The sequence below is a fragment of the Ammoniphilus soli genome, from assembly GCF_040813775.1.
The window spans coordinates 39327-51127 of record NZ_JBEGDL010000024.1; the positions used below are offsets into that span (position 1 = coordinate 39327).

Genomic DNA, 11801 nt, shown 5'->3' on the forward strand with positions numbered 1-11801 from the left:
TTATTGAAAAATGGCAAATTATCGTGACCCAAAGCTTAAGGTATTCACTTGTAATGCAAATCCTCAATTGGCAAAAGAAATTGCTGATCATATCGGCATCCCGCTTGGCAATGCTGAAGTTGTTCGCTTTAGTGATGGCGAGATCCAAATTAAGCTTAATGAAAGTGTGCGCGGGGCTGACGTTTTTGTTATTCAATCCACAAGTGCACCGGTTAACCAAAATCTAATGGAATTGCTCATTATGCTTGATGCGTTAAAGAGAGCTTCAGCGAAAAGCATTAATGTTGTTATTCCTTACTATGGCTATGCCAGACAAGACCGTAAAGCAAGAGCCCGTGATCCGATCACGGCAAAATTGGTTGCGAATCTGATTGAAACCGCAGGTGCCCACCGTGTGATTGCAATGGATTTGCATGCAACACAGATTCAAGGTTTTTTTGATATCCCAGTTGACCATTTGCTTGGCGTGCCGATACTCGCCAAATATTTCCTGGAAAAAAATCTCTCGGATATTGTTGTGGTTTCTCCTGACCATGGCGGGGTAACCAGAGCAAGAAAGCTTGCAGAAAGATTAGAAGCGCCAATTGCGATTATTGATAAGAGAAGACCTGAACCAAACGTAGCTGAGGTCATGAATATCGTTGGGAATATCGAAGGAAAGACTGCAATCCTGATTGATGATATGATCGACACGGCAGGAACAATTACTCTGGCAGCCAATGCTCTAGTGGAAAGCGGAGCAAAAGGTGTTTATGCTTGCTGTTCTCACCCCGTATTGTCCGGGCCTGCGATTGAACGTATCGCCAATTCCAAGATTGAAGAGCTGGTTGTAACGAACACCATCGCATTGGATGAAACGAAGCTAATACCTAAGGTCAAAATACTTTCCATTGCTCCGATTATTGGTGAAGCCATTATTCGCGTTCATGAAGAGTTATCGGTAAGTAAACTATTTGATTAGGTTTGAACCTTCCTAAAAGGGGTTAACATAGTGAATGTACCATTTTTAGGAGGGTGATTTTGCATGTCTAGCATAAGAGCGGAAATTCGAGATAGCCAGTCTTCTTCAAATCAGCTGCGTAACAGCGGACGCATACCGGCTGTTCTATACGGCTTGAATGAACAGAACCAAAACATTCATGTGGACTCCATGGAAATGGCGCAGCATATTCGCCGGCATGGGAAGAACAGCATGGTGGACTTGGACATTCAAGGCGGAAAAACAGAGAAGGTTATTATCAATGAGGTACAAAAGGATAATCTCAAAGATCGAATTGTCCACGTGGATTTTAAGCGGGTCAATATGAACCGGCCGATGATTACGACCGTACCCATCACCCTCATTGGTGAAGCTGCAGGGGCCAAGCAGGGCGGTGTCGTTCAGTTCCAGACAAGAGAGCTGGAAATACGCTGTCTCCCTACAGATCGCCCGGAAACTATCCCCTTGTATGTTTCTGAACTAGAGATTGGTTCTTCTTTAGCTGTAAAAGATCTAGATATACCTCCTGGGGTTGAGGTGCAGCATGAACTCGATGAGATCATCGTTTCCATTGTTGCCCCTCGTCTGCAGCCGGTAGAAGAGACCCCAGCAGATGAAATCCAGGAGCCTGAAGTAGTAGGAGCCCGTGATAGCCATGGGTTAGATGAAGCAAAATAATGCAGCCGTTGAGAAAACTGTGTGATGACAAGGATCTGCTTGCACACACAGTTTTCTTGTCGTATTGCATACTGTCAGAATTATAACTACGTTACATCATTTGGACAGCACGAGGAAAACTTGTAGCGTTCGCGAGCCAAGTTTTCTTGGAGTTATTAGGAGGAAGGGCCTTGAGATTGATTGTGGGTTTGGGGAATCCCGGGAAGCAATATGAAAAAACCAGACATAATGCTGGTTTTATGGCTATTGACCAATTGGCTGAGTCACTAGGGATAGAAGTGAATCAGATCAAGTTTAAAGGCATGATAGGAGAAGGACATGCGGAGGGGCAAAAGGTGATCTTGCTAAAGCCTTTGACCTACATGAATCTTTCCGGGGAATCCATTATACAAGTCATTCAATTCTATAAGCTAAATATAGAGGAAATGGTTGTCATTTATGATGATCTAGATACTCCTGTGGGCCAAATTCGCTTAAGAATGAAGGGCAGTGCAGGAGGTCACAACGGAATTAAGTCGATTATTCAGCAAGTGGGGACAGAGGAATTCTGTCGGATCCGGGTGGGGATTGGACGTCCTCCAGCCGGAAGAAAGGTAGTCGATTATGTTCTGGAGCCTTTTTACAAGGCCGAAGAAGAAGAGATTCAGGCTGCAGTGAACAAGGCATCGGAGGCAGCCAAGAGCTGGCTTCGAGAATCGTTTGTCCAAGTCATGAACCGTTATAACTAGCACGAGTATGATTTGCCTTGAGTGGGGAAATAATAGCTATCAGGAATAAACTCCCCATAGGAGGAATAATCATGTCTATAAAATACGTATGTCCACATTGTAAATCCACGCACGGAAGCATTGATTCCGAGGATGTTACGGAAATGCAGTTAGGCTGGCATTTCTTGACCCCTGAGGAGCGACAACATATAATTAACTATAATAACGGTGATATGGTTGTGAACGTATCTTGTGAATATTGCAGTGAAGCTGTGGAGCGGAATCCTGAACTAGCTTATCCATTGCAATAATCTTGTATAGCCTCGGCGACACCGGCTGAGGCTACTTTTGTACTGTCAGAATCAATGACTTCGTTACATCATAATAGTATTTTCCACCCAACGGAGAGGGGGGCTAATAGTGAAGGCAATTATTCAAAGATTTTTAGAAAATGTAGACTTCCAGACGATTATTACGGGGTTTGATCAGGGACTAAAAGAACAAATGGCGGCAGGGCTTAGCGGCTCATCAAGACAAGTTTTTCTAAGCGCCATCTTTGAGTCACTCAATAAGCCGTTATTAGTAGTTACCCATAATATGTTTCAGGCGCAGAAGGTATATGAAGATTTAATAGAACTGGTCGGCGACGACCAGGTATTGCTGTTTCCGGCCAATGAACTGATTGTATCGGAGATGGCTGTGGCCAGCCCGGAGACATTAGCAAGCCGTATCGAAGTGCTTAATAAGCTAAGTGAAAGAAAAAAGCGAATTTTAGTTGTTCCTTATGCCGGTTTGAGAAGAATTCTATTGCCCCAAGCAGTTTGGGAGAATTCCCAGATCACCATTAAGCTAGGGCAAGAGATCCAGCTTGAAGGTTTGCTTCAAGGCTTGGTTTCCATTGGTTATGAGCGCGTAGAAATGGTCGAGGCAAAAGGTCAGTTAAGCATCCGTGGGGGTATCATGGATATCTTCCCTGTCTATATGGAGAATCCGATTCGCATAGAGCTTTTCGATGTTGAGGTGGATTCAATACGGACGTTTGACCCTGCAAGCCAACGTTCCCTAGATAAATTAGAGTCAATTAAGATTCCGCCGACTAGTGAAGTGTTTGGAAGCCAGGAAGTCTTGAGGTCAGCAGCTGAGCGTTTAGAGCAGAAGCTAAGCGAGACGCTAAAAGTAGTTAAGGACCCGACGGTCAGAGAGAAATTGGCCAACAAAATCGGTTGGGAGATCGAGCAGTTGCGCGCAGGCAATCGCTTTCAATCACTCTATAAATATATCTCTTTGCTTACTCCACAGTACCAGAGTTTGATAGATTATATGCCGAGAGACACGGTGATGGTTCTCGATGAGCCTTCCCGCATTCTCGAGACCATTGATCAATTGGAGAAAGAAGAGGCCGAGTGGAAGACGGCCCTGATTGCAGAGGGAGAGTTTACAAACAATATCCCGATCGCCCTAAACTATGAGGATGTCATCAATACGAAGAAAAGTAAAATTATTCATTTGAGCTTGTTTCTGCGCCAAATTCCGAAGACAGCGCCACAGAACATCGTCAACTTTAATTGCAAAGCAATGCAGGATTTTCATGGCCAAATGAATGTCTTGAAGGGAGAACTGGAACGCTGGACAAAATCTCACCATCAAGTCGTTTTTCTAGCTGCTGATGAGGACAGGGCCAAGCGATTAGAACGAGTTTTTCTGGATTATGAAATGGAAACCGACCTGGTTTTAGGACCGGTAGAAACCTTTAGCGGCAGGCCAATCATCACCGTCGGAAATCTGCAAACGGGTTTCGAGCTTCCCATTCATCATGTAGTTGTGATCACAGAATCCGAGGTGTTTTCGCAAAAGCATAGAAAAGCAAGAAAAACGAAAACGAATATCAGCAATGCGGAGCGGATAAAAAACTACAACGAACTAAAAGTGGGCGACTATGTTGTTCATGTTAATCATGGGATCGGGAAGTACTTGGGTATTGAAACCCTTGAAATCAATGGGATTCATAAGGACTACCTCCATCTTCGGTACGCCGGGAACGACAAATTGTACGTCCCGATTGAGCAGATTGATCAGGTTCAGAAATACGTAGCCGATGAAGACAAAGAGCCGAAAATCTATAAGCTGGGCGGGAATGATTGGAAGAAGGTGACGAGCAAGGTTCGAGCCTCTATTCAGGATATTGCGGCCGACCTTATCAAGCTTTATGCCAAGCGTGAAGCGAGTCAAGGATATGCTTTTTCCAAGGATACCCCAGAAATGCGAGAGTTTGAGGCGATGTTCCCATATGAGGAAACAACGGATCAGCTGCGAGCCATTGAGGAAATCAAAAAGGACATGGAACGATCCCGTCCAATGGACCGTTTGCTATGTGGAGATGTGGGCTACGGAAAAACGGAAGTAGCCATTCGTTCTGCATTCAAAGCGGTGATGGATGGAAAGCAGGTTGCGGTTCTTGTGCCTACAACAATTCTCGCACAGCAGCACTATGAAACGTTCAAAGAGCGTTTTTCCGGATATCCGGTGAATCTATCCGTTATCAGCCGGTTCCGCTCTCGTAAGGAACAAAACGAGGCGATGAAAATGCTCAAGGATGGAAGGCTGGATATCATCATTGGTACCCACCGACTTTTATCAAAGGACGTTGTCTTTAAGGATTTAGGTCTTCTTATTGTGGATGAGGAGCAGCGTTTTGGCGTGACGCATAAGGAGAAGCTGAAGCGGTTAAAAGCCAATGTTGATGTGCTTACCCTAACAGCTACTCCTATTCCAAGAACCTTGCACATGTCCATGCTAGGGGTAAGAGATTTGTCTGTCATTGAAACCCCGCCAGAAAATCGTTTCCCTGTGCAAACGTATGTCATGGAATATAGCGCTGCGCTCGTTCGGGAAGCTATTGAGCGAGAACTGGGCCGGGGAGGACAGGTGTATTTCCTCTATAATCAGGTTCAAGGGATCGAGCAGATGGCTGAACAAATTTCCTTCCTGGTTCCTGATTCCAAGGTAGCCGTGGCACATGGCCAGATGAAAGAAACGGAGCTTGAGCAGGTGATGCTTGATTTCCTGGAAGGCCATACCGACGTATTAGTAAGTACAACCATTATTGAAACGGGTGTAGACATTCCTAATGTCAATACGCTGATTGTTTATAATGCTGACCGTATGGGTCTTTCTCAGCTTTATCAGTTGAGGGGACGGGTAGGAAGATCGAATCGGATGGCCTATGCCTACTTTACTTATCAACGGGATAAGGTGCTGACGGAAGTAGCGGAGAAAAGACTTCAGGCGATTAAGGAGTTTACGGAGCTCGGGTCTGGATTTAAAATCGCGATGCGCGACTTGGCCATTCGAGGCGCAGGAAACCTGCTTGGTGCTGAGCAGCACGGATTCATCGGTTCTGTAGGGTTTGATCTGTATAGCCAAATGCTTAAGGAAGCCATTGATGAGCTGAAGGGCGGGCCGAAGGAAGAAGAAACGATCCATCCGGAAATTGATATTCAATTGGATGCCTTTATCCCATCTGACTATATTCATGATAGCAAGCAAAAGATCGAAATGTACAAGAAGTTTGCTGCTGTAACTGAGATGGAAGATGTAAAGGATCTGGAGGAAGAGCTAACCGACCGCTTTGGGGATCTTCCGCTCCCTGTCGAGAATCTATTGCGAGTGGCCCGATTGCGTGTTTTCTCTTTCCAGCACCGCATTACAAGTATCGTGCAGAAAGGTACCAATATCGTTATCAACTTGCATGAGGATCAGAATCTGCAAATTGACGGCACCAAATTATTTTCACTTGCTAGCCAGTATGACCGGCGCATCAGTCTGGCAACTGGACAACACCTATCGGTTACTGTTAAAGTTAGTGGGATGACTTCGGAAGAAGCGATTAAGCTTGTGGAAGGATTCTTGACCGAATTTGATCAAGTGAAAAAAGTGAAGGGAGAACTAAATAATGTGGCCACTTAGAAAATGGGGAGCCATCCTGCTATCCTTTACGCTTGCTGTGTCCGTGCTGACGGCCTGCGGCGGAGCTGACGATGAAGAAACGAAAGCGAAGGACGAAGCTGCCCAAGCAGATGATGTGATAGAACCAACTCCTGATGAAAATCCGGTTCCTGTGGTAGACGTGGATCTAGGAATGGATCCTAAGGATGTAATTGCCGAGTATGATGGTGAGACCTTAACCGCGGAACAGTTTGAGAACTATTTAGCGATCCAAGCCTTTATTAATCCTCAAGCGGGATTAGCGATTCAAGAGAAGAGTCCTGATGCTCTGAAAATGTTTGTAGATAGCTATGTCTCTGAAGTTTCTATGGCCAAACAGGCTCCTGAGGTTGAGAATGCGGAAAAAGAAGCGTCAGAGCTAGTGGAGCGAATCAAAGGGCAGTATCTTACGGTCTACGGAGGCGATGAGAAAAAGCTTGAGAAGCAAATGCAAGACCAGAAGGTGACGGATGAAGATCTGAACGATTTCTTTGTAAGGTATAAGAAAGTGGAATCTTATCTTCGTTCCAAGGTAACGGAAGACGAGATGAAAGCCCGCTATAATACCGGTAAAGAGCAAGGGGATTTTACAGTAGCAACCGTTCGTCATATCTTAATCTCCGTTGGAGAGACCGGTGCTGCGCCAGCTGAAGGTGAAAAGAAGGCTCGAACAGATGAAGAAGCCAAGAAATTAGCTGATGAATTGACCGCTAAATTGCGCAAAGGAGAGGATTTTGCTGCATTAGCAAAAGAACATTCCGATGACCCTGGAAGCAAGGACAATGGCGGTTTGTACGAAGACGTGGAAGTATCCATGTGGGTGCCTGAGTTCAAGAAAGCAGCGCTAGAATTGCCGATAAATGAAATCAGTGACCCTGTAAAAACGGATTATGGCTACCATGTCATGAGAGTGGAAAAGCGTTCCGAAAAGGGTTATGAAGATGTGAAAGATCAGATTCGCGCTGAATTTGTGAATCAGAAGTATGACCAATTTATGGAAAAGGAATTGCCTGGGATCTTGAATAAGGTAAACCTTCCAGAGAAAGAGAAAAAGGAATAGTTGTTGTGAAGGATATTAAGGGTGTAAATTCCGAAAAGGGATTTACACCCCTTTTTTTGCATTGAGTTCCAATATAAGGGTAGAAGATGGCTTGGTGAATATTATCCATAAAGGAGATATATACTATCCCTACACCAGGAAACAAGCTCTTCCCCAACAGGTAAGGATAAGGAAAAAATAGGGTGCAACGATTATTATGGGTAGTTCCAGTCAAGTAAAAACTTCAAGTGAAAGTGAGGCATCTAGATAATGAAAGCAACTGGAATCGTTCGTCGGATTGATGATCTTGGCCGTGTGGTTATCCCAAAGGAAATTCGCCGGACTCTAAGAATTCGTGAAGGTGACCCTCTTGAGATCTTTGTTGACAGGGACGGCGAAGTCATTTTAAAGAAGTATTCCCCCATTGGGGAACTTGGCGACTTTGCTAAAGAATATGCTGACTCCTTATATGAAAGCATAGGACACATTACGCTCATCTCTGACCGTGACACGATTATCGCTGTATCAGGTGCAAGCAAGAAAGAATTTATGGACAAGGCTATCGGTTCCATGATTGAAACCTGTATGGAAGAACGCAAAACGGTGATTCAGGGACCTGGTGAATACGAAGTTTGCCGAGACTTAAAGGAACACTATTCCTCAATCGTAGTGGCTCCGATCGTAGCCGGCGGAGATCCTATCGGTGCTGTTATCCTATCCAGTAAAGAGGATTCAGTCAAAATGGGTGACTTGGAGACGAAGATGGCGGAAACGGCAGCTGGTTTCCTAGCAAAGCAAATGGAACAATAATGGACAAGGGATAGAGCTCTTCCAGATGAAATTATAGTCTGGGAGAGCTCTTTGTGTATTTTTAGGCATATGATATAATAGCTTAGATTTTGAATCCTGAGGGAGGAAATATATGTCAAAAAAGTTGGATGGAGCCACCTTTATCAAAGGAGCGGCTATTCTTGGACTGGCTTCTTTATTTTCCAAAATGCTAGGGTTAATCTACAGGATTCCTTATCAAAACATAACGGGTGATTTGGGTTACTATGTCTATACCCAGGTTTATCCTCTGTATGGAACTCTGTTAATCTTAGCTACGGCTGGCTTTCCTATTGCGATTTCAAAAATGGTTTCGGAAAAGCTGGCTGTTGGAGATCTTTATGGAGTCCGCAGGGTATTCAAAGTATCCATTATCACTTTGTTTTTTACGGGAATTATCTCATTTTTATCTTTATATTATGGAGCCGAAGCGATTGCTGCCTGGATGGGAAATGACAAGCTGACTTTGCCGATTCGCAGCGTCTCATATGCATTACTCATCGTTCCTCCAATGGCTGCGATGAGAGGATATTTCCAGGGACATCAAAACATGATCCCCACTGCCATATCGCAGATCGCGGAACAGTTTGTGCGAGTAGCAACCATTATTATTTTAGCTTATTGGTTCATGAGTACCACCGGAAATGAATATCTGGCAGGGGCAGGGGCTGTATTTGGAGCTTTTACCGGGGCCTTAACAGGTCTGCTTGTTCTGTTGCTCTTTTGGAAGAAAAACCGAAAGCTGCGTGATGAGCCTCAATTTGTTGATGCTAAATTGCCTCGGGAATCATCATGGAAGCTGATAAGACAGATACTATATTATGCAATACCGATTTGCTTCGGAGCACTCGTCCTACCTTTGCTGCAGCTGTCGGATTCCTTTACCGTAGCTAATTTGCTGATGAAAACGGGGTATCCGGCAGAGGAAGCGAATATTTTAAAAGGGGTTTTTGACCGGGGACAGCCTTTGGTTTCTTTCGGTGCTTTTTTTGCTACGGCATTATCCTTATCGCTTGTTCCCGCAATTTCTGAGGCGAATGCCCGCAAGGCCCAACAGATCATTCAAAGCAGGACAGAATTGGCTCTTCGCTTAACCTTGATGATTGGGCTGCCTACCTCGATTGGGCTTGCTGTTGTCGCTGAACCGGTGAACATTATGCTATATCAGAATGATAATGGAACATTAACCTTAGTCGTTCTTTCTTTTACCACTATTTTCTCTACCCTTGGTATTACTTCAGCAGGCATTTTGCAAGGTTTGGGAAAAGTGCTATTGCCTGCGAAAAACCTTTTAGTTGGTGTAGTTATTAAAATCGGTTTAAACATTATGCTAATCCCTATAATGGGGATAACGGGTGCGGCTTTGGCTACAGTTCTGGCTTATGCTGTGGCAACCCTGTTAAATTTAATGGCTGTTGCGCGCTATACAGGGGTAACCTTCCGTTTCAAAGCGTTTTTCCTAAAACCGATCTTTGCTGTGACTATGATGGGGATTATCGTCTTTCTTATTGAACAGATCAGCATGAATATGCTTTTTGGCGTGATTCAATCCTATCGCCTTTATTTTACTGTCGTAGCCGTCATATCTGTGCTTTCCGGAGCGCTGGTTTATGGCATTGCCTTATTTATTTCGGGTTCCATTACGAAAACCGATCTTCAATATATCCCTAAAGCAAACAAGTTTATCCCCCTATTGAGCAAATTGCATTTACTAAGGGACTAGAAGAAGGAGGATCAAGAAATGAAAAAAATTTCCATTATTGGACTGGGGGCAGGCGATGTAAGCCAAATGCCGTTAGGTGTCTATGAACGTCTAACTGAAGCAAAGCATTTGTTTTTTCGGACAGAGAAGCATCCTGTTGCCCAGCAATTGAAAGAAAGGGGAATCTCCTTTCAATCCTTTGATTCTTTTTATGAAAAAGCAGAAAGCTTTCCTGAGGTGTATGATTTAATCTGCAAAGAGCTTCTTAACCAAGCGAGGGAGTTAGAAGAGATTTTATTTGCTGTCCCTGGCCATCCCATGGTTGCGGAGCAAACCACCCAGCTTCTATTGAAGCAAGCAGCAGACGGTGGGGTAGATGTAGAAGTGCTTGGGGGGCAAAGCTTTCTTGATGCCATGTTCACGGCACTAAAAATTGACCCTGTCGAGGGATTTGTCTTGTTGGACGCTCTGCGCCTTGATCGTAAAAATATTAACCCACAGGTACATACCATTATTACTCAGGTGTATGACGACCTCAGTGCATCGGAGGTGAAGCTGACACTCATGGAGGTGTTCCCCGATGAATACCCCATTAAGTTGGTACTTGCAGCGGGAGTTGAGGGAGAGGAGCAAATCCTCTCTATGCCTTTATATGAGTTGGACCATATTAAAGGCACCCATAATTTGGCTGCAGTCTATATTCCGCCTACAGAAGATGAACGGATTCTTAACCGTCAGTTTAGTACCTTAAGAGAGATCATCTCTATCCTCAGAAGCCCTGAAGGCTGTCCGTGGGATCGGGAACAAACCCATAAGTCCATTCGAAAGCATTTAATCGAAGAAACCTATGAAGTGTTGGAAACGATTGATGATGATGATCCTGAAGCGATGTGCGAAGAAATGGGTGACCTCCTGATGCAGGTTATGCTGCATTCGCAAATTGCTGAAGACGAGGGGGATTTTACGGTCGAAGATGTCATCAGTGTGCTTAATGAAAAGCTGATTCGGCGTCATCCCCATGTGTTTGGGGAGAAGCAAGTGGATTCTAGTGACCAAGTGCTAGTCAATTGGGACCAAATCAAAGCCCAGGAAAAAAAGGACAAAGGGGAAGATCAGGAGAAAAAGTCTTTACTAGATGGCATTCCTCGTGATTTGCCCGCGTTAATGTCTGCTTTTGAAATTTCAAAAAAGGCTTCTAAAGTCGGTTTCGACTGGGATCAGGTACAGGATGTGTATGCCAAGATCGAAGAAGAGATGGAAGAAGTTAAGCAGGCCCGAAACGAGGTGGAGATTAAGGCGGAACTGGGCGATCTTTTATTTGCTGTTGCGAACCTAGCTAGGTTTTTGAAAGTGGATCCGGAAGAAGCATTAGCTTTGACCAACCGGAAATTCAAATCGCGGTTTGGGTATATTGAAAACCGTCTAAAAGAAAGTAACAAAAGTGTGACAGAAGCTTCCCTGGATGAAATGGAAGTACTGTGGCAAGAAGCGAAGCAAACCATAGGATAAGGTGATCGAGCGCATGAGACTAGATAAATTTCTCAAGGTATCAAGACTTGTAAAAAGAAGGACGATGGCCAAAGAAGTCTGTGATCAAGGACGTGTCCAGCTGAACGGTAGGCAAGCCAAATCGAGCAGTACTGTAAAACTTGGCGATAAATTAGCCATTCGCTACGGGAATCGTCTTGTAACGGTTCATATAGAGCGCATTGTGGATTCAACTAAAAAGGAAGAAGCGGCAACGATGTATACTCTGGTGTCAGAGGAACGGTTGGCCCAAGAAGAGCCGAAGATCGATCCGGATTATCCGTGGTAAGTTAATCGCTGTTCTAATTCCTGTATCCAAGCCATAACATGTACAAAGCGATTACGGAGGTGTACAGG

Annotated in this window: 10 protein-coding genes; all 10 read left to right on the forward strand. The window is 44.5% G+C overall.

Annotated features, from left to right (window positions below; translation table 11 throughout):
* The first annotated feature begins 10 nt into the window (after positions 1–10).
* The 10 genes from ABLT31_RS28360 to ABLT31_RS28405 all read left to right on the forward strand — a co-directional run bounded on the left by ABLT31_RS28360 (position 11) and on the right by ABLT31_RS28405 (position 11733).
* On the forward strand, positions 11–961 hold the full coding sequence (locus tag ABLT31_RS28360) for a ribose-phosphate diphosphokinase (RefSeq protein ID WP_367758105.1): 951 nt from the start codon (positions 11–13) through the stop codon (positions 959–961).
* Between the two features lie 63 nt (positions 962–1024).
* Positions 1025–1657: a 50S ribosomal protein L25 gene (locus ABLT31_RS28365; protein WP_367758106.1), complete on the forward strand. Its 633-nt coding sequence runs from the start codon at positions 1025–1027 to the stop codon at positions 1655–1657.
* Positions 1658–1827: 170 nt separating this feature from the next.
* Entirely contained in the window at positions 1828–2385 is a 558-nt protein-coding gene (pth, locus tag ABLT31_RS28370) for an aminoacyl-tRNA hydrolase (protein WP_367758107.1), read from the forward strand.
* Positions 2386–2456: 71 nt separating this feature from the next.
* On the forward strand, positions 2457–2675 hold the full coding sequence (locus ABLT31_RS28375; protein WP_367758108.1) for an anti-sigma-F factor Fin: 219 nt from the start codon (positions 2457–2459) through the stop codon (positions 2673–2675).
* Positions 2676–2784: 109 nt separating this feature from the next.
* The gene (mfd, locus tag ABLT31_RS28380; RefSeq protein WP_367758109.1) at positions 2785–6330 is read left to right on the forward strand and encodes a transcription-repair coupling factor; all 3546 of its coding nucleotides are present in this window, start codon (positions 2785–2787) and stop codon (positions 6328–6330) included.
* Positions 6317–7408 carry a peptidylprolyl isomerase gene (locus ABLT31_RS28385; RefSeq protein ID WP_367758110.1) on the forward strand — a complete coding sequence of 364 codons (1092 nt, stop codon included), beginning with the start codon at positions 6317–6319 and terminating at the stop codon, positions 7406–7408. Before mfd ends, ABLT31_RS28385 begins: the two co-directional genes overlap by 14 nt.
* Before the next feature lie 249 nt (positions 7409–7657).
* On the forward strand, positions 7658–8197 hold the full coding sequence (gene spoVT, locus ABLT31_RS28390) for a stage V sporulation protein T (RefSeq protein WP_367758111.1): 540 nt from the start codon (positions 7658–7660) through the stop codon (positions 8195–8197).
* Between the two features lie 112 nt (positions 8198–8309).
* Positions 8310–9938, forward strand: a complete 1629-nt coding sequence (locus ABLT31_RS28395) for a putative polysaccharide biosynthesis protein (protein ID WP_367758112.1) — start codon at positions 8310–8312, stop codon at positions 9936–9938.
* Between the two features lie 18 nt (positions 9939–9956).
* Positions 9957–11426, forward strand: a complete 1470-nt coding sequence (gene yabN / locus ABLT31_RS28400; protein ID WP_367758113.1) for a bifunctional methyltransferase/pyrophosphohydrolase YabN — start codon at positions 9957–9959, stop codon at positions 11424–11426.
* Positions 11427–11439: 13 nt separating this feature from the next.
* Positions 11440–11733, forward strand: a complete 294-nt coding sequence (locus ABLT31_RS28405; RefSeq protein ID WP_367758114.1) for an RNA-binding S4 domain-containing protein — start codon at positions 11440–11442, stop codon at positions 11731–11733.
* Positions 11734–11801: the final 68 nt, after the last annotated feature.

What these genes read in the sequence shown, in the direction of transcription:
- ABLT31_RS28360 (WP_367758105.1), top strand. Translation starts at nt 11, where the DNA reads ATGGCAAATTATCGTGACCCAAAGCTTAAGGTATTCACTTGTAATGCA.
- ABLT31_RS28365 (WP_367758106.1), top strand. Translation starts at nt 1,025, where the DNA reads ATGTCTAGCATAAGAGCGGAAATTCGAGATAGCCAGTCTTCTTCAAAT.
- ABLT31_RS28375 (WP_367758108.1), top strand. Translation starts at nt 2,457, where the DNA reads ATGTCTATAAAATACGTATGTCCACATTGTAAATCCACGCACGGAAGC.
- ABLT31_RS28385 (WP_367758110.1), top strand. Translation starts at nt 6,317, where the DNA reads ATGTGGCCACTTAGAAAATGGGGAGCCATCCTGCTATCCTTTACGCTT.
- spoVT (WP_367758111.1), top strand. Translation starts at nt 7,658, where the DNA reads ATGAAAGCAACTGGAATCGTTCGTCGGATTGATGATCTTGGCCGTGTG.
- ABLT31_RS28395 (WP_367758112.1), top strand. Translation starts at nt 8,310, where the DNA reads ATGTCAAAAAAGTTGGATGGAGCCACCTTTATCAAAGGAGCGGCTATT.
- yabN (WP_367758113.1), top strand. Translation starts at nt 9,957, where the DNA reads ATGAAAAAAATTTCCATTATTGGACTGGGGGCAGGCGATGTAAGCCAA.
- ABLT31_RS28405 (WP_367758114.1), top strand. Translation starts at nt 11,440, where the DNA reads ATGAGACTAGATAAATTTCTCAAGGTATCAAGACTTGTAAAAAGAAGG.